This window comes from Aeromicrobium sp. (assembly GCF_023146395.1).
Taxonomy (GTDB): Bacteria; Actinomycetota; Actinomycetes; order Propionibacteriales; family Nocardioidaceae; genus Aeromicrobium.
Genome location: NZ_JAGLCD010000008.1, coordinates 234,292 through 251,196 on the forward strand (window position 1 = coordinate 234,292; position 16,905 = coordinate 251,196).

Consider the following 16,905-nt stretch of genomic DNA (forward strand, 5'->3'; position numbering starts at 1 on the left):
CGAGTCGTCTCCGGTCGCGCCACCCGCACAGCCTAGTTGGCCCGTCAATCTCCCGTTCCCGTGCCGGACTGTGCCAAACTTTGGAGGTACGTGTGACAGACCAGACATGAGAGAAGGCCCACGTGTCCGAGGAAGTGCTCCGCCAGGCCCCGCTCTTCGCCGGCCTCGGCGAGGAGGCGGCGGCGACGCTCGAGGCGTCGATGACGGCGGTGAGCCTGCGGCGCGGTGAGGTCCTCTTCAACGAGGGTGACGACGGCGACCAGCTCTACGTCGTCACCGACGGCAAGATCAAGCTCGGGCGCACCTCGCCCGACGGTCGCGAGAACCTGCTCGCGATCCTGGGCCCCGGTCAGATGTTCGGCGAGCTGTCGTTCTTCGACCCGGGCCCCCGTTCCGCCACCGCGACTGCCGTCACCGACGTCGACATGCGCAGCCTCGGCCACGAGGCGCTGAGCCCCGTGCTGGAGTCGCATCCCGGCGTGGCCAACGCGCTGCTGCACCAGCTCGCGGGCCGACTGCGCCGCACCAACGAGGTCGTCGGCGACCTGGTGTTCTCCGACGTGCCCGGCCGTGTCGCCAAGGCGCTGCTCGACCTCGCGAGCCGGTTCGGGCGCGGCGCCGACGACGGCGTCCACGTCAACCACGACCTCACGCAGGAGGAGCTGGCGCAGCTCGTCGGCGCCTCGCGCGAGACCGTCAACAAGGCGCTGGCCGACTTCGCCTCGCGCGGCTGGCTGCGGCTCGAGCCGCGCTCGGTCATCATCCTCGATCTCGACCGCCTGCAGCGCCGCGCCCGCTGACCCGGTTCCACCACTGATGGCCTCCGCCCACCCGGGCGGGGGCCATCAGCGCGTCCCGGGGTGGACGCAATCTGAGGGGTTGTGGCTGCCAGCCGACGAAGGCTGAGGGGTTGCGGGTGCCGGGGCACCCTCAGACCCTCAGACTTCGTCGCTCCGCTCGGTCCGGAGGTGCTCCAGCTGCGCCTCGACCGAGCGCTCCGCGGCGGGCCAGAGCGACTCGTCGACCTCGGCGTAGACACGCTCGACGACCTCACGGGCCGTGACGGCACCGCCGGCGACCGCGGCCCGCACCTGGTCGAGGCGCTCGAGCCGGTGCGCGCGGTAGAAGTCGACGACACCGTGGGCGTCCGGCAGCACGGGCCCGTGCGCCGGGTAGAACGTCGTGGCACGACCGGACGAGACCAGGTCGCCGATGCGGTCCAGCGACGACAGGTAGGGCCCCAGCGCGCCGTCCGGGTGCGCGATGATCGTGGTCCCCCGCCCGAGGATCGTGTCGCCGGTCAGCAGGGCGTCATCGGCCTCGACGAGCAGACACGTCGAGTCGGCGGTGTGGCCGGGCGTGGGCACGACCTCGAGGCGCAGGCCGTCGACCTCGACGACCTCACCGTCGCCCAGCGGGTCGGCCGCGCGGCACCAGGCGGCGTCACGGGCCCGCGCGGGCGCGCCCGTGCGGGACACCATGGTGTCGATCGCGTCGGTGTGGTCGCCGTGCCAGTGCGTGTACAGCACGACCGCGACCTCGCCCGCGACCTCGAGCACGACGTCGAGATGCCGCGGGTCGTCCGGACCCGGGTCGACGACGACGCTGCGCGACGCGCCAGGTGCGCGCAGGATCCAGGTGTTGGTGCCGTCGAGGGTCATGATCCCGGCGTTGTCGGCCCGCACGACGGTGGCGACGTCGCTCACCCTCACGGGGACCTCGACCGGCCGCGCGGTGATGTCGGGAACGGCGCTCACGTCGGGTCCTCCAGCGAGTTCTCGATGAACCAGGTGTCATCGACCCGTACGAGGCGCGGCTCGATCGTCTCGATGACCCGGTCAGCCGATGCAGCGACGACGTCGGCGGCCCGCAGGCCCACGAGATCGCGGCACATCGCGATCGTGGGTGGCATCATCGCGACGCCACCGCTCGACGCAGCTTCGAGGGCCTCCTGAGGCGTGATCCACGCGGCCCGGTCGGCCTCGCCGGGCAGGGATCCCACGCGCTGGCCCTCGGGCACGGCCGCGACGAAGAACCGGGTGTCGAACCGGCGCGGCTCGAAGGACGGTGTGATCCAGTGCGCCCAGGCGCCGAGCAGGTCGCTGCGCAGGACCCAGCCGTGCTCGCCGAGCACATCGGCCAGGCTGCGGCGCGCGGCGTCGAGGTCGAGGCGGACCTGCGTGATCTCGTCGGTGTCGAGGTCGGTCGCGGTGGTGTGCTCGTCCGGTCCCGCGAGCAGGATGCCCGACTCCTCGAACGTCTCTCGCACGGCGGCCACGACCAGGCCCCGCGCGACGTCCGGGGTGCAGCGCAGCCGCTCGGCCCACGCCTCGGGCGACGGGCCGGTCCAGCCGATCGGCTCCTCGTCGCCGGCCTGCAACGAGCCGCCGGGGAACACCGACATGCCCGCGGCGAAGGCCATCGTGGGCTGTCGTCGCAACAGGTACGTCTGGGTCTGCTCACCCACGTCCCGCAGGAGCGCGACGGTCGAGGCGTCACGCGGCTCCGTGACCGGCCGGTCCAGGTCGGGCTCCCAGCCCGCGGGCAGGGGTGTTCTCATGCGGGCGCCCTCATGCGCGGACGGCGACCTGGAGCTCGATCTCGACCGGCGAGCCGAGCGGCAGCTCGGCCACGCCGACGGCACTGCGCGCGTGCCGGCCGGCCGAGCCGAAGGCGGCGGCAAGCAGGTCACTGGCTCCGTCGGCGACGGCGGGCTGACCCGTGAAGCCCGGGGCGCTCGCGACGAAGACCCCGACCTTGAGGACCTGCACCACACGGTCGAGGTCGACGACGCTCCCCACCGCGGCGATGGCGTTCAGCGCGGCCACCCGGGCCAGCTGGTGCGCCTCACCGGGCTCGACGTCGGCGCCGACCTTGCCCATCGCGACCAGGGCCCCGTCGACGAACGGCAGCTGGCCCGAGGTGAAGACGACCCCGCCGTGCGCCACGGCCGGCACATAGGCGGCGACCGGCTTGGCCACCGGGGGCACGCTCAGCCCCAGGGCGGCGAGCCGATCCGCGACGGCCGACACCTCAGGCCGCCGGTCGCTTGAAGTAGGCCACCAGGTTCTCGGGGTTGAGCCCGGGCACGATCTGCACGAGCTCCCAGCCGTCACGGCCGAAGTTGTCGAGGATCGCCTTGGTGTTGTGCACGAGCACGGGTGCGGTGAGGTACTCCCACTGAGTCATGTCCCGACTGTAACCATGTCCGCCGGTGATCGAGGGCCGGGGAGCCGCGGGCCGTCAGTCGGCGTCGGTCAACGCGCGCAGCAGCTTCTCGGCGAGCGCGAGCTCACCGGCCGCGTCGAGGTCGGCACCCGGGGTGAGGTTGACGGTGAACAGGACGCCGCCGACCAGCGCGGCACCGGCAGTCTGGCTGAAGCCGGAGACCTCTCCGGTCGCGATGCGCGCCCGCTCGCCGATGTCAGGGGTCGACTCGTCCTCGACCGTGAGCCCCGCCGTGATCCCGTCCAGGTAGGCCTGGACACCCCCGCCGAGCTCGGCCTCGAGCTGGGCACCGAGCGCGAAGGACGTCGCCCGTGGATCGTCCTGGCTGTACTCGCAGAGGTCGAAGGGCCCCTCCTGCGCCGTGACGGCGAAGCCCGCGACCTGGCTCGCGGCGTCGGCCGGCAGCAGCTCGCAGACGTCCGGCGCCTCGGTGTCGACCGAGCCGGCGTCCGACGAGCTCGCCTCGTCGGGGCCGCTCGCCTCGTCGGGATCGCCGCCGCAGCCGACGAGCAGGGCGAGTGGCAGGAGCAGTCCAGCGGCCAGGCGTTGACGGTGCACGACGGCTCCCGGGGGTCTCGAGGGTCTGAGGTCGCGTCACGCTACCGCCCCCACCTCTGACAGTGCGGATTCGCGGGAAACGGTTCAGATCCCGCCGATTCACCGAGCGGATCCGCCGCCGCTCGCTAGGCTGCGAGCGTGTCGTCCACCGCGCTCCACGTCGTCACCGGCAAGGGCGGCACGGGCAAGACCACGGTCGCCGTGGCCCTCGCGCTCGCCCTGGCCGATCGGGGTCAGCGCGTCCTCGTGTGCGAGGTCGAGGGCCGGCAGGGCATCGCCCAGCTGCTCGACGTCGCCCCGCTGCCGTACGAGGAGCGTCGCGTCGCGGCGGGCCTGGGCGGCGGTGAGGTCTTCGCCCTCGCGATCGACGCCGAGTCCGCACTGCTGGAGTACCTCGAGATGTTCTACCGGCTCGGTCGGGCGGGCAAGGCGCTGGACAAGTTCGGCGTCGTCGACTTCGCCACGACGATCGCCCCCGGGGTGCGCGACGTGCTGCTGACGGGCAAGGTCTACGAGATCGCCCGCCGTCGCGGCGAGAAGCGCGACACCGGTCCGCAGTACGACGCGATCGTGATCGACGCCCCTCCCACGGGTCGCATCCGGCAGTTCCTCAACGTCAGCACCGAGGTCGCCGGTCTGGCGAAGGTCGGGCCGATCCGCCGCCAGGCCGACTCGATCACGGCCATGATGCGTTCGGACGTGACCCGCGTGCACCTGGTCACGGTGCTCGAGGAGATGCCCGTGCAGGAGACGCTGGACGGCATCGCCGACCTCGCGGCGGCCGATCTGCCCGTCGGTCACGTGGTCGTCAATCTCGTGCGACGGGCCCTGCTCTCCGACGACACGGCCACGGCCCTCGGCGACGCCTCTCTCGACACCGAGACGGTCGCCGCCACGCTGACCGCCGCGGGGCTCGACCCCGCCGCGGCCACCGCTCTGCTCGACGAGGGCCGCGGCCACCTCGAGCGCCAGGCGTTGCAGCAGAGCCAGCGCGCCCTGCTGCAGGACTCTCCCGCCGCCACGACAGAGCTCCCGCTGCTCGACGACGTGGGCCTCGGTGGGCTCATGGAGCTGGCCGGCCTCCTGCACGAGGGAGGGGTCGCATGACCACCCACCGACGCCCGCACGACCGCCGCCCGCACCGCCGGGCCCGCTCCGTACAGGGATTGACGCGATGAGCCCGCGGACCTCCCGGACGGCGCCGGACCCACGTCGCCCGCGCTCTCCGGCACGGGTCGTCGGGGCCCACGACGACGCGGGGCGTCTCGACGTCGACGCGCTGATCGCCGACCGCTCGACCCACATCGTGGTGTGCTGCGGTTCCGGCGGCGTCGGCAAGACCACGACCTCGGCGGCGCTCGCGATGCGCGCCGCCGACGCCGGCCGGGCGGTCTGCGTGCTGACGATCGACCCGGCACGCCGCCTGGCGCAGTCGATGGGACTGACCGAGCTCGACAACACCCCCCGGGCCGTCGCGGGCGCCGGGGCGGACGGTGGTTCGCTCGACGCGATGATGCTCGACATGAAGCGGACCTTCGACGAGGTCGTCGAGGCCCACGCGAGCCCCGAGAAGGCGGCGCAGATCCTGGCGAACCCCTTCTACCAGGCCCTGTCGAGCTCGTTCGCCGGCACGCAGGAGTACATGGCGATGGAGAAGCTCGGGCAGCTCCACGCCCAGGGCGACTGGGACCTCATCATCGTCGACACGCCGCCGTCACGATCGGCCCTCGACTTCCTCGACGCCCCCGAACGGCTGTCCTCAATGCTCGACGGGCGCTTCATCAAGCTCCTGCTGGCTCCGGCCAAGGGACCCGCGCGACTGCTCAGCGCCGGGTTCGGGCTCGTGACGAGTGCGCTCAACAAGGTCCTGGGCGCGCAGGTGCTGACCGACGTCCAGACCTTCGTGGCCGCGTTCGACACCCTGTTCGGCGGGTTCCGCCAACGGGCCGAGTCGACCTACGCGCTCCTCCAGGCACCCGGCACCGCGTTCCTCGTCGTGGCGGCGCCCGAGCCTGCGGCAATGCGCGAGGCGTCGTACTTCGTCGAGCGCCTCGCCGGCGATGCGATGCCGCTGGCGGGCCTGGTGGTCAACCGGGTGCACGACGACGTGTCGTCCGCGATCGAGCTCGACGACGCCCGAGCGGTCGCACGCCGGCTCAGGAAGCGCGGCACGACCGAGCGCCAGGTCGCCGAGCTGCTCGACGTCCATGCCGAGCGGCTCGCGACAGCGGCCCGCGAGCAGCGCGAGCGCGACGGCTTCACCCGGTCCCACCCGGGCGTGCCGCACGTGCCGGTCACCGCGCTGTCGACCGACGTGCACGACCTGGACGGCCTGCGGCGGATCGGCGACCTGCTCGGCCGGTGAGCCGCACCGGCCGAGCGGAGGTCAGCCCGCGGGCTGCAGCACGCGACGCCACTGCGTCACGTTGGGACGACGCCGCAGCAGGGCCCGGCGCTCGCGCTCGGTCATGCCACCCCACACGCCCCACTCGATGCGGTTGTCGAGGGCCTCGGCGAGACACTCGGCCGTGACGGGGCACCCGCCACACATCGTCTTCGCACGGTTCTGCTCAGCGCCCTTCACGAAGAGCTCGTCGGTGCGTCCGCGGCAGGCTGCCTGGCCGGCCCAGCTGGTGTCAAACATCATGTCGAACCTCCCGAGGTGGTCCCGACCCGAACGGGACCAAGGTGTCTGAGACGACCGTATGAAACTCCTGAGGACCTCCGGCAGGGCCGGTTGAGGAGTTTCACCTAGTTCTTTCGAACCAGATCCGGCGAAAACGCCCTCACGAGGCCGCTCCGGATGCCCGGGGCACGCGCGGACCGAGCTCGTCCACCGGTTCCGTGCGGTGAGGTCCCGTATCCTCCAGGCATGGACTTCGGCACCGCCGCGACCCGTCTGCGCCGCCGCGTGCGCGACGAGCCACGACCTCCCTCGCGCGGCGCCGCCGCCGTCGCCCTGCTGCGCCTGGCCGCGATCGGCGGCCTGCTGGTCGCCGCGATCGTGGCCCCTGCCGCCGCGCTCGGCACCTACACGCTCACGCGCGCCGCCGACGACATCATGGAGCTGCCGCTGTCGCTCCCGGCGTCCACCAACCCGCAGACGAGCCGGCTGCTGGCGTCCGACGGCCAGCTCATCGCGTACTTCTTCGACGAGAACCGGCAGGACGTCCCACTGGACCAGATCGCGCCCGTCATGCGGGACGCGATCCTGGCGATCGAGGACAAGCGCTTCTACGAGCACGGTGCCCTCGACGTCGAGGGCACCCTGCGCGCGTTCGTCACCAACTCCGCCACCGGCACGACCCAGGGCGGGTCCACGATCACTCAGCAGCTCGTCAAGATGACGCTCCTGCAGCAGGCCCGCACCGACGAGCAGAAGAAGGCCGCCACCGAGCAGACCGTGTCGCGCAAGGTGCGCGAGCTGCGGCTCGCGATCGACATGGAGAAGCAGTACTCCAAGGACGAGATCCTCGAGCAGTACCTGAACATCGCCTACTTCGGCGACGGGGCGTACGGCATCTACGCCGCGTCCACGCACTTCTTCTCGGTCACCCCTGACCAGCTCACCGCGCCGCAGGCGGCCATGCTCGCGGGCCTGGTCAAGAACCCTGTCGACTACGACCCCAACATCTACCCCGAGAAGGCGCTCCAGCGACGCAACACCGTCCTGGCGGTGATGGACGAGCAGGGCAAGCTCAGCGACGCGGAGGCCGAGGAGCTGCAGGCCAGCGACCTCGGGCTGAACGTCACCGAGTTCCCCAACGGCTGCGTCTCGTCCTCGGCCGCGTTCTCGTGCGCCTACATCCAGACCTACCTGCTCGCCGAGCCGGCGCTCGGCGACACCCCGGAGGAGCGTCGCGAGCGGCTCGAGCGCGGTGGACTCACGATCAAGTCCAACATCGACCTCAACATGCAGGCCGCAGCCAACACCGCGGTGGCCAATCGCGTCGACCCCACCGACCCCGAGATCGGCGCCCTCGCGATGGTCGAGCCCGGCACCGGCAAGGTGCGCGGCATCGCCCAGTCGCGACCCATGGGCCGCGACAAGGCCGCCGGCCAGTCGTACGTCAACTTCGCGGTGCCGAAGGAGTACGGCAACTCCAACGGCTTCCAGGGCGGCTCGACCTTCAAGTTCTTCACGGTCGCGGCAGCGCTCAACGAGGGCCTGCCGGTCAGCACCGGCTTCAACTCCCCGGCGCAGCTCACGATCCCGCGCGGCACCTACTTCGACTGCCAGGGCCGCGGCACCGACCCGTATCCCGTCAAGAACTCGACGTCCTCGGGCTACATGAACATGTACACCGGCCTGCGGCTGTCGGTGAACACCTACTTCGCCCAGCTCGAGGCGAAGGTCGGCCTGTGCGAGACGGTCTCGATGGCCCGGTCGATGGGCATCAAGGTCCCCGAGAACCAGGAGGTGCCGTCCTTCACGCTCGGCGTCACCGACACCAACGTCCTCCAGATGGCCGCGGCCTACGCCACGGCGGCCTCCGGCGGCATGTACTGCACCCCGCAGCCGGTCTCGGAGATCGTCGGCCTGGACGGCGAGGTCGTCAAGGCGTACGAGCCGGAGTGCACCCGGATCCTCTCCGACGAGATCGCGGCACAGATCAACGACATCACCCGCGGCCTGCAGGAGCCGGGTGGCTTCGGCTACTCCAAGGGCACCGGGCTGCGCATCCCGTCCGCGGCCAAGACCGGCACGACGCAGGACGCCAAGGCCGTCTGGTACGTCGGCTACACGCCGGAGCTGGCCACGGCCGCGATGGTCGCCGGCGCCGACGCCGACGGTGTCCCGATCCCGCTCCGCGGGGGCAACGCGGCCGGCAGCTCGGTCGCTGGTCCGATGTGGGCCGACGCGATGAAGGTCATCCAGGACTACCTGAGCCCGGTCGACTTCGCCTCACCGCCGCAGCGCCGACCCTCGCCGAACCCGCCCTCGCCGCGGCCCTCGGACACCTCGGCCCCGTCGTCGCCGGAGACGCCGGCCGACCCGGCCCCGCCGCCGGCTCCCTGAGGGTGAGGCTCAGGCGCCGAGCTGGCGCTTGACCTCGGCGGCGACGACGCCGCCGTCGGCACGGCCCTTGACCTGCGGCTGCACCAGGCCCATGACCCGACCTATGGCCTTCATGCCCTCGCCGGCCGCGCCAGCCTGCTCGATCGCGGCCGTCACGATCGCCACGATCTCCTCCTGGTCGAGCGCCTCCGGCAGGTAGACCGCGAGGATCGCCGCCTCGTCGCGCTCCTTCTGCGCCAGCTCGGGACGTCCACCCTCCTCGAAGGCCGTGGCGGACTCACGCCGCTTCTTGGCCTCCTTGGTGAGGATCTCCACGACCTCCTGGTCGCCCAGCTCGCGCGCCTCGGTGCCGGCGACCTCGGCGGTGCTGATCGCCCCCAGGGCCAGTCGGATGGTCGAGACCGTGAGGGCGTCGCGCGCCTTCAGGGCAGTCGTGAGATCGGCGCGCAGGCGTTCCTTGAGAGCGGACATGCAGCCATTGTCGCGCACGAACTGTGGCCCCGGCCCGACTGCGCCCGGTGTGCAAGGCTGGAGGCATGCGAGCCCGTGACGCCCTGCTGGCCTCGACCGCTCTCGGACTCGGCGCGGTCGCGTGGGGCGCCGTGGTCGAGGTCCGCGCCTTCGCCCTGCGTCAGTTCACGGTGCCGGTGCTGGCGCCAGGATCGCGCCCTCTTCGCGTGCTGCACCTCTCGGACGCCCACATGTTGCCGTCGCACCGTCGCAAGCAGGCCTGGCTGCGCAGCCTGGCCGAGCTCGAGCCGGACCTCGTCGTCAACACCGGCGACAACCTGTCGCACGCCGACGCCCTCCCGGCCGTGCTCCACGCCTACGAGCCGCTACTGGACGTGCCGGGCGTCTTCGTGTTCGGCTCGAACGACTACTTCTCCCCCGTCCCGAAGAATCCGCTCCGCTATCTCCGCGGCGGCTCCGGCGTCGCGGCCGGCGGCGACTGGGCCCGCGAACGCGACCTGCCGTTCGAGCAGATGCGGCAGGCCTTCACGGAGCGGGGCTGGGTCGACCTGACGAACCGGCACGACACGCTCACGATCGACGATCGTCGACTCTCGTTCGTCGGTGTCGACGACCCGCACCTGGAGTACGACGAGCTCGACGAGGTTCCCGCCGACCGCACGGCCGACCTCGCGATCGGTGTCGCCCACGCCCCGTACCTGCGCGTGCTCGACCGGTGGAACAGCCTGGGGTACCCCCTGATCCTCGCCGGGCACACCCACGGGGGGCAGCTGTGCGTGCCGTTCTACGGCGCGCTCTCGACGAACTGCGATCTCGACACCCAGCGCGCGAAGGGCCTGCACACCCACCGCGTCGCCGGTCACGAGCCGTCGTGGTTGCACGTCTCGGCGGGTCTCGGCACGAACCGGACGGTGCCCGTGCGGTTCGCGTGTCGACCCGAGGCGACACTGCTCACCCTGACTGGGTAGACTCGTCCGGGTCGCTCATGAGCGGCGGCCGGGGTGTGGCGCAGCTTGGTAGCGCGCGTCGTTCGGGACGACGAGGCCGCAGGTTCAAATCCTGTCACCCCGACACACAGCAAGGGCCCACCGACTGCGTCGGTGGGCCCTTGCGTCGTGTGGCGCGGTGACAGGATTTCCGCGGTGATCTCCAGCCCGCGGCCGCGCAGATGTGCGCGCAACGGCCGATGAGACGCACTGTCAAGGCAGCTTCTGCTCGCACATCTGGTGGTGTCGAGCGGGATCGGCGGAGGGCCGCGGGCTCACTCGCGCAGGTGGTCGGCGTTCTGGAGGTACCACTCATAGGTGGTGCGCATGCCGTCGTGGAGGGTGATGCTGGCGGTCCAGCCGGCCTGGGCGAGCCGGGAGACGTCGAGAAGCTTCTGGGGGGTGCCGTCGGGCTTGCTCGTGTCCCACTGGGTGGCGCCCGTGAAGCCGGTGACATCGGCGATGGCGGCGGCGATCTCGGCGATCGAGGCGTCCTGGCCGGTGCCGACGTTGAGCTGCTGGGGTCCGTCGTAGTGCTCGAGCAGGTGCACGACGGCTGAGGCGAGGTCGTCGACGTGGAGGAACTCGCGGCGCGGGGTGCCGGTGCCCCAGTTCATGACGGTGGCGTCGCCGGCGCGGGCGGCCTCGTGGTAGCGGCGGATCAGGGCCGGCAGCACGTGCGAGCCCTGAGGGCTGAAGTTGTCGTTCGGGCCGTAGAGGTTGGTCGGCATCGCGCTGATCCAGGGTCGGCCGTACTGGCGGCGGACGGCCTGGACGTGCAGGATGCCGGCGATCTTGGCGATCGCGTAGGCGTCGTTGGTGGGTTCGAGGTGCCCCGTCAGCAGGGCGTCCTCGGTGATGGGCTGGTCGGCGAGCTGGGGGTAGATGCAGGACGAGCCGAGGAAGATCAGCCGCTCGACACCGTGCTCGAGAGCGGCGTCCAGGACGTTGACCTGGATGCGCAGGTTCTCGGACAGGAAGTCGACCGGGTAGGTGTCGTTGGCCAGGATCCCGCCGACCTTCGCCGCGGCGAGGGCTACGTACGCGGGCTTGGTGCGGGCGAACCAGTCGAAGACCGCCTCACGGTCCTTGAGGTCGAGCTCGGCCGAGGTCGGTCCCACGATGTCGGTGAATCCCTCGGCGGTGAGCTTGCGGACGATCGCCGAGCCGACCATGCCGCGAACGCCCGCGACGTAGAACCGCGCATCGCGGTCCAACCGGCCCGGGGTGAACTCCACCCCGTCGGCGGCGCGGCTCATGCCGTGCCCCAGGACGCGGGCTCGACCTGGTCGCGCCTGCGGGCTGCACTGCCGGCACCGCCCGTGCTGCCGGTGATCAACGCCGTCTCGCTCATCGCACCTCGCGCTCGGTGGGGTCGAAGGGCCCGGCGGCCCGCGGCGAGTCTAGGCGAGCGGCGCCGGCCGTCGCCGCGGAACGCCCCGGACCTGCCGCCTGCGCGGGCCGGGCCGATACACTCGCGCCCTCACGACTTCGAGCCGGGGAGGGCGCGGATGGACGTCCACGACCTCGACCGGTTTCTCCTGATCGGGTCCGCCGTCCTGATCGTCGCGGTGCTGGCGGTGCGCCTCTCCGTCACGGCTGGTCTGCCGTCGCTGCTGATGTACCTCGGCCTCGGTCTGCTGCTGGGCACGAACGGACTCGGCATCGAGTTCAACGATGTCGACCTGGCCCTGTCCCTCGGGTTCGCCGCGCTCATGCTGATCCTGGCCGAGGGCGGCATCACCACGAACTGGGCCCACGTGCGCCCGTCCATCGGGTTCGGCCTGCTGCTTGCGACCCTCGGGTCGGTCGTCAGCGTGCTCGTCGTCGCCGTGAGCGCCCACGCCCTCCTCGGGCTCGACTGGACCCTCGCGGTGCTGCTCGCCGCGGTGCTGACCCCGACCGACGCCGCCGCCGTCTTCTCGGTCCTGCGGGCCGTGCCCCTCAAGCACCGCGTGAGCGGCACGCTCGAGGCCGAGTCCGGCCTCAATGACGCACCCATCGTGGTGCTCGTCGTCGCGATCAGCTCGGGTGACCTCGCCGATCGCGGTGCCGCCGCGTTCGCGGTGCTCATCGCGTACGAGATCGTCGTCGGCATCGGGATCGGCGCCGCGGTCGGCGCCGCGGGCGGCTGGCTGCTGCGCCGGGTCGCGCTGCCCGCCTCGGGCCTGTACCCCCTCGTCGTGCTGGCCTTCGCGATCCTGGCGTATGCCTCGGCCGCCGGCATCCACGCCTCCGGCTTCGCCGCGGTCTACGTGGCCGCGCTCGTGCTCGGCAACACCGAGCTGCCGCACCGCACGGCGACCCGGTCGTTCGTCGAGGGGATCGGATGGCTGGCCCAGATCGCCCTGTTCGTGATGCTGGGACTGCTCGCGAACCCGGACGAGTTCTCGGCGTGGCACGTCGGCATGGGCCTGGCCGCCGGGGCGATCCTGACGTTCGTCGCCCGCCCGCTGTCGATCGCGGTGTGCGCGGTGTGGTTCCGCATCGGGTGGCGGGAGCAGGCGTTCATCGGCTGGGCAGGCCTGCGCGGAGCCGTGCCCATCATCCTGGCCACGATCCCGCTCGCCAACGATGTCCCCGGATCGCGCGACCTGTTCAACATCGTGTTCGTGGCCGTCGTGGTCTACACGCTGGCCCAGGCCGCGCCGCTGGGGGTGCTCGCCCGGTGGTGCGGCGTGCTCGGCGAGGTGCGTGAGGTGGAGATCGAGTCGGCCCCGCTCGAGCGGGTCTCGGCCGATCTGCTGCAGGTGCGCGTGACCCCGGCGTCGCGGCTGACCGGCATCGAGGTCGGCGAGCTCCGCCTGCCCACGGGCGCCATGGTGTCGCTCATCGTGCGCGCCGAGCGCACGATCGTGCCCACTCCCGCGACCCGCATCATGGCGGGCGACGAGATGCTGATCGTCAGCTCACGCGACGTGCGTGACCGGGTCGAGCGTCGACTCAGCCAGGTCGCCCGGCACGGACGGCTCGCCGGGTGGGGGCCGTGAACCCCGGCGCCTGAGGAGCCGAGGGCCTACAGCTCGGCCAGCGGCACGCACACGTCGACAGCCCGCGTGGCGGCGATCTCGGTCGGCGGGGCGGGGTTGAGGTCGGTGTAGCTCGGGCCCACCACGACCGTGACCCCGTCGGGATCGATCGGGACGTCCGGGGCCACGATCTGCGGGGCGACCTGGAACTGTTGGGCCACGAGCTGGACCATCGGGTCCTCGGGGTCGTCGGTGAAGATCGCGACGTGGTCGACCGGGATCTCGCTCTCGCTGTTGGCGATGCCGCCCTCGAGGAACCCGTACCGCTGCAGGTTGATGCTGACCCGGTTGGCCAGACCTCCGCGGCCCGACGCGTTCAGGACGTTGACCTGCACGAGATTGGGGGTCAGCGCCTCACCTGGCTCGACCCGCCGCTCGGTGCACGTCGGTCCGGCGATCGTCTCGGCCTTGGCCGTCAGCAGGTTCCAGCCCACGACCCCACCACCCACGAACAGTCCCAGGGCCACGACCGTCGCCAGCAGGTTCGTCATGCGGTTCATCGACGCGCTCCCATCGTGTAGACCCGGGCGTGCAGCATGTGCCGCTGCTGCAGCGCGGCGCGGACGGCCCGGTGCAGACCGTCCTCGAGGTAGAGCCGACCCTGCCAGCTGACGACGTGCGCGAACAGGTCGCCGAAGTAGGTCGAGTCGTCGTCGAGCAGGTGGGCCAGGTGCAGCGTGGTCTTGGTGGTCGTGAGGTCGTCGAGGCGCACCTGGCTCGGCGAGATCTCGGCCCAGCCCGAGGCGTTCAGGGAGTGCTCGGGGTACGGACGCCCCTCAGCCACCTCCCGGAAGATCACGGCGACAGTCTAGGAGACCACCCCTGGTGATCCCGGTCGGCAGCGCCGCACCGGGAGCGTCGCGCGTGCCAGACCGGGTGGATCAGACCGGGTGGACCAGGCCGGTCGGCCCAGGCGGGGCGGGGCAGACCCGGGCGAGCCCGTCAGCCGACGGGCCCCACCCCGCGCACGCCACGACGAGGGAACGGGGTGTGCGTCATGTCCGGCGGTGGAACGTAAGGTTGACCCTATGTCCCGTCCGTCGCTCTACCTGACACTCCTCCACCGCAACCTCGGCGAGGGACTGTCCTGGGTCGAGGCCTCGGACCGAGCGCTGGCGGGAGTCGCGCACGCGTACGACCTCGTCAAGCAGGCCGTGATCGGTCCCCCGGCGCTCCGTGCGGGCAGCACCACGGACGCAGACGCGTCCTCGACGCCGCCCCCGCCGCGCGACGAGCCGGGCGCCTCCTCCCACTCCGACGCCACACAGCAGTCGTCGACGACGACCAGCTGAGGCGGTCCCTGCCAGCGAGGCACCGCCGACCTGGGCTCAGGCGCGCGTGACCGCGCTCGCCGGGTCCACCAGGATCTTGGCGTGCTGCTCGGGGTCGCCGAGCTGGCCGAACGCCGTCGCCACTCCGTCCAGCCCCACGGTGCCGGTGTGCAGCGGGGAGGGATCGACCGTGCCGTCGGCGAGCCACACGAGGACCTGACGAAACTCCGCGGGGTCGTAGCAGAAGGCGAAGCGGAGCTCGTGCTCCTTGTTGATCGCCATGACCGGCCGGAACGTGTCGGGCTCCATGCAGACCCCGACCACGACGATCCTGCTCTGGAGGGGGGCGGCCGTGCTGATCTGCTCGATGATGCCGGGCACGCCGACGCACTCGAACACGACGGGCCCGGTCGGCAGTGCACCGAGCTTCTCGGCGATCTGGAACGCGCGCCACCACGGCAGCCTGGGCACCCGGCGCAGCTTCTCCATCGTCGACATCCCGAGCTCCATGAAGCTGGGAGCGTCGGTCACGTAGCGCCGGTCGGCGGTGAACCGGTCCCACGGCGACTCGACCGACGGGTCGACCACGACGTCGGCCCCACAGCGCCGCGCGAGATCGCGCCGGCCCGCGGAGAAGTCGCTCGCCACGACGTTCTTCACACCGGACGCCTTGAGCATCAGGATCACGGCGAGCCCGATCGGACCGCAGCCGATCACGACCGCGGTGTCCTTGCGACCGACCCGGCCCTTGCGGACCGCGTGCCACGCGACGGCGAGCGGCTCGGTCATGGCGGCGTGGTCGACCGGGACGTTCTCCGGCACCTCCATCGTGACGGCCTCGGAGACGAGCACGTGCTCGGCGTAGCCGCCGCCGGCCCGCGGCGTGAGCCCGGTCATCTGCAGGCCGTGCCCGGTGCGCACGAGCGGGAGTGAGACGACCCGGGTCCCCGCGGGCCAGCGACCGTGGGTCCGCGGGCCGTAGGCCACGACCTCACCCACGAACTCGTGCCCCATCACGACGCGGTCCTCGGGGGTCATGAAGTCGTGGTAGCCGACCTCCGAGACGGTGTCGTGCGTGATCTGCGAGTGGTGACGAGCGTGCAGGTCGGACCCGCAGATGCCGGCCCGCAGGACCTTGACGAGCACCTGGCCCGGGCCGGGCTCCAGATCGGGCACCTCCTCGACGGTGAGCTGTTCCTGATGACACACGACAGCGCGCATGGGCGACCTCCGGTTCGAGCGCGAGCCTAGCCCGCGACGTGGTGCGGGTCACGCACTTCAGTACAGATTCGTATCTGACCCCGGCCGAGGCAGACTGGCCTGCATGGACCCGGCCCTGGCACAGCTCGCGCACACCGTGCGCTTCGAGTGGGGCGCGAGCGGCGCCGCCGCCGTCGCCGACGGGGTCGACGTCGTGGTCGTGGTCGACGTGCTGCACGCCTCGACCGACGTGACCCACGGACTGGACGCCGGCGCGGCCGTCTGGCCGGTCGACACCTCCGGACCCGCCGGCCGCCTCGCCCTCGACCTGGCTCCGCGCGTCACCACGGTCGTGGCCGGCTCGCTCCACAACGCCCGAGCGGTCGCCGACTGGCTGGCGCGCGAGCACGACGAGGACGTGCAGACCGTCGCGGTCATCGCGAGCGGCGACGCGTGGCCGGACGGGTCGCTGCGTCCGGCGGTCGAGGATCTCTGGGGAGCGGGCGCGATCCTCGCCGCGTTGGAGGACCACGACTGGCGCGGCCTGTCGCCCGAGGCCGCCGCGGCAGCCGACGCCTATCGGCTCATCGTCGGACGGGAGGGGTCGCACCTGCTCGCGAGCGCCGGAGGGCAGCTCTGCCTCGCGGCGGGCCTCGATGACGCGCTGGACCGCGCCGCCGAGGTCGACGGCTCGCGCACGGTCCCCCTCCTCGGGTCACAGGGATTCGTCCCGGCCCCGTGACCTGCGCAGTGACGGAACCGGCTCAGGACGCGGTCTGACCGGTCCGGATGCGCACCTCGCGCTCCATCCGCTTCTCGTGCCGCTCGCGCCCCTTGGCCGCCTCACGCTCACGGCTCCTGGGCGGCGACCGCGTCACGAGGTCGTCGAGCAGGTGGCGTGTCGCGAGCGCGATCTCGTCGATCGCCCGCTCGAACGCCTCCACGTTCGCCTGAGAGGGGCGGGTCGACCCGCTGACCTTCCGGACGAACTGCAGCGCGGCCTCGCGGACCTCGTCGTCGGTCGTGGGCGGGTCGAAGTTGTGAAGGACCCGGATGTTCCGGCACATGCTCCGACGGTAGGTCGCGCGCGATGCCCGCGTCACGGATCGTGACCATCGGCGCGAACTGCTCCGCCGACCTAC

The 16,905-nt window shown here is 71.8% G+C and carries 20 protein-coding genes and 1 tRNA gene; 9 read left to right on the forward strand and 12 right to left on the reverse strand.

The annotated features are described in order from the left end of the window. The first annotated feature begins 122 nt into the window (after positions 1 to 122). Positions 123 to 800, forward strand: a complete 678-nt coding sequence (locus KAG51_RS07815) for a Crp/Fnr family transcriptional regulator (RefSeq protein WP_290582346.1) — start codon at positions 123 to 125, stop codon at positions 798 to 800. Between the two features lie 138 nt (positions 801 to 938). On the opposite strand, the gene KAG51_RS07820 is transcribed toward KAG51_RS07815, so the two are convergent. The 5 genes from KAG51_RS07820 to KAG51_RS07840 are packed head-to-tail and all read right to left on the reverse strand — an operon-like array spanning position 939 to position 3,786. Further along, positions 939 to 1,757, reverse strand: coding sequence for an MBL fold metallo-hydrolase (locus KAG51_RS07820; protein ID WP_290582348.1), 819 nt, complete (start codon positions 1,755 to 1,757; stop codon positions 939 to 941). Further along, positions 1,754 to 2,560: an NUDIX hydrolase gene (locus KAG51_RS07825; protein WP_290582349.1), complete on the reverse strand. Its 807-nt coding sequence runs from the start codon at positions 2,558 to 2,560 to the stop codon at positions 1,754 to 1,756. Before KAG51_RS07825 ends, KAG51_RS07820 begins: the two co-directional genes overlap by 4 nt. Positions 2,561 to 2,570: 10 nt before the next feature. After that, the gene (locus tag KAG51_RS07830; protein ID WP_290582351.1) at positions 2,571 to 3,032 is read right to left on the reverse strand and encodes a RidA family protein; all 462 of its coding nucleotides are present in this window, start codon (positions 3,030 to 3,032) and stop codon (positions 2,571 to 2,573) included. Between the two features lies 1 nt (position 3,033). After that, a complete protein-coding gene (locus KAG51_RS07835) occupies positions 3,034 to 3,189 on the reverse strand; it encodes a hypothetical protein (protein WP_290582353.1) in 156 nt (51 codons plus the stop codon). Between the two features lie 54 nt (positions 3,190 to 3,243). Beyond that, a complete protein-coding gene (locus KAG51_RS07840; RefSeq protein WP_290582355.1) occupies positions 3,244 to 3,786 on the reverse strand; it encodes a hypothetical protein in 543 nt (180 codons plus the stop codon). Positions 3,787 to 3,924: 138 nt separating this feature from the next. Here KAG51_RS07840 and KAG51_RS07845 point away from each other — a divergent pair, with 138 nt between their 5' ends. Continuing rightward, a complete protein-coding gene (locus KAG51_RS07845; RefSeq protein WP_290582357.1) occupies positions 3,925 to 4,893 on the forward strand; it encodes an ArsA-related P-loop ATPase in 969 nt (322 codons plus the stop codon). A 67-nt stretch (positions 4,894 to 4,960) separates the two neighbouring features. After that, positions 4,961 to 6,151 carry an ArsA-related P-loop ATPase gene (locus KAG51_RS07850; RefSeq protein WP_290582359.1) on the forward strand — a complete coding sequence of 397 codons (1,191 nt, stop codon included), beginning with the start codon at positions 4,961 to 4,963 and terminating at the stop codon, positions 6,149 to 6,151. A gap of 21 nt (positions 6,152 to 6,172) precedes the next feature. Here the strand turns inward: KAG51_RS07850 and KAG51_RS07855 are convergent, their stop codons facing one another. Next, positions 6,173 to 6,433 carry a WhiB family transcriptional regulator gene (locus KAG51_RS07855; RefSeq protein ID WP_300234699.1) on the reverse strand — a complete coding sequence of 87 codons (261 nt, stop codon included), beginning with the start codon at positions 6,431 to 6,433 and terminating at the stop codon, positions 6,173 to 6,175. Positions 6,434 to 6,658: 225 nt separating this feature from the next. On the opposite strand from KAG51_RS07855, the gene KAG51_RS07860 reads away from it, so the two are divergent. Then, the gene (locus KAG51_RS07860) at positions 6,659 to 8,806 is read left to right on the forward strand and encodes a transglycosylase domain-containing protein (protein ID WP_290582363.1); all 2,148 of its coding nucleotides are present in this window, start codon (positions 6,659 to 6,661) and stop codon (positions 8,804 to 8,806) included. A 9-nt stretch (positions 8,807 to 8,815) separates the two neighbouring features. Here the strand turns inward: KAG51_RS07860 and KAG51_RS07865 are convergent, their stop codons facing one another. After that, positions 8,816 to 9,277 carry a GatB/YqeY domain-containing protein gene (locus tag KAG51_RS07865; RefSeq protein WP_290582365.1) on the reverse strand — a complete coding sequence of 154 codons (462 nt, stop codon included), beginning with the start codon at positions 9,275 to 9,277 and terminating at the stop codon, positions 8,816 to 8,818. A 65-nt stretch (positions 9,278 to 9,342) separates the two neighbouring features. Between KAG51_RS07865 and KAG51_RS07870 the strand changes: the two genes are divergently transcribed. Together KAG51_RS07870 and KAG51_RS07875 are read left to right on the forward strand one after the other, a co-directional pair. Next, positions 9,343 to 10,245, forward strand: a complete 903-nt coding sequence (locus tag KAG51_RS07870) for a metallophosphoesterase (protein ID WP_290582367.1) — start codon at positions 9,343 to 9,345, stop codon at positions 10,243 to 10,245. A 29-nt stretch (positions 10,246 to 10,274) separates the two neighbouring features. After that, positions 10,275 to 10,348: transfer RNA gene (locus tag KAG51_RS07875), tRNA-Pro, on the forward strand. Between the two features lie 190 nt (positions 10,349 to 10,538). Here the strand turns inward: KAG51_RS07875 and KAG51_RS07880 are convergent. Next, entirely contained in the window at positions 10,539 to 11,522 is a 984-nt protein-coding gene (locus KAG51_RS07880) for a GDP-L-fucose synthase (RefSeq protein WP_290582369.1), read from the reverse strand. A 252-nt stretch (positions 11,523 to 11,774) separates the two neighbouring features. Here KAG51_RS07880 and KAG51_RS07885 point away from each other — a divergent pair, with 252 nt between their 5' ends. Then, the gene (locus KAG51_RS07885) at positions 11,775 to 13,253 is read left to right on the forward strand and encodes a potassium/proton antiporter (RefSeq protein ID WP_290582370.1); all 1,479 of its coding nucleotides are present in this window, start codon (positions 11,775 to 11,777) and stop codon (positions 13,251 to 13,253) included. 26 nt (positions 13,254 to 13,279) lie between these two features. Here KAG51_RS07885 and KAG51_RS07890 read toward each other — a convergent pair whose 3' ends face one another. Together KAG51_RS07890 and KAG51_RS07895 are read right to left on the reverse strand one after the other, a co-directional pair. Further along, positions 13,280 to 13,792: a LytR C-terminal domain-containing protein gene (locus tag KAG51_RS07890; RefSeq protein ID WP_290582372.1), complete on the reverse strand. Its 513-nt coding sequence runs from the start codon at positions 13,790 to 13,792 to the stop codon at positions 13,280 to 13,282. Beyond that, a complete protein-coding gene (locus KAG51_RS07895) occupies positions 13,789 to 14,091 on the reverse strand; it encodes a type II toxin-antitoxin system VapB family antitoxin (protein WP_290582374.1) in 303 nt (100 codons plus the stop codon). Before KAG51_RS07895 ends, KAG51_RS07890 begins: the two co-directional genes overlap by 4 nt. 229 nt (positions 14,092 to 14,320) lie before the next feature. Between KAG51_RS07895 and KAG51_RS07900 the strand changes: the two genes are divergently transcribed. Continuing rightward, positions 14,321 to 14,584, forward strand: coding sequence for a hypothetical protein (locus KAG51_RS07900; protein ID WP_290582376.1), 264 nt, complete (start codon positions 14,321 to 14,323; stop codon positions 14,582 to 14,584). 36 nt (positions 14,585 to 14,620) lie between these two features. On the opposite strand, the gene KAG51_RS07905 is transcribed toward KAG51_RS07900, so the two are convergent. Then, positions 14,621 to 15,784: a zinc-binding dehydrogenase gene (locus KAG51_RS07905; protein WP_290582378.1), complete on the reverse strand. Its 1,164-nt coding sequence runs from the start codon at positions 15,782 to 15,784 to the stop codon at positions 14,621 to 14,623. A 103-nt stretch (positions 15,785 to 15,887) separates the two neighbouring features. Between KAG51_RS07905 and KAG51_RS07910 the strand changes: the two genes are divergently transcribed. Then, on the forward strand, positions 15,888 to 16,505 hold the full coding sequence (locus KAG51_RS07910) for a 2-phosphosulfolactate phosphatase (protein WP_290582380.1): 618 nt from the start codon (positions 15,888 to 15,890) through the stop codon (positions 16,503 to 16,505). A 22-nt stretch (positions 16,506 to 16,527) separates the two neighbouring features. On the opposite strand, the gene KAG51_RS07915 is transcribed toward KAG51_RS07910, so the two are convergent. Continuing rightward, on the reverse strand, positions 16,528 to 16,830 hold the full coding sequence (locus KAG51_RS07915; RefSeq protein WP_290582382.1) for a DUF2277 domain-containing protein: 303 nt from the start codon (positions 16,828 to 16,830) through the stop codon (positions 16,528 to 16,530). Between the last annotated feature and the right edge of the window lie 75 nt (positions 16,831 to 16,905).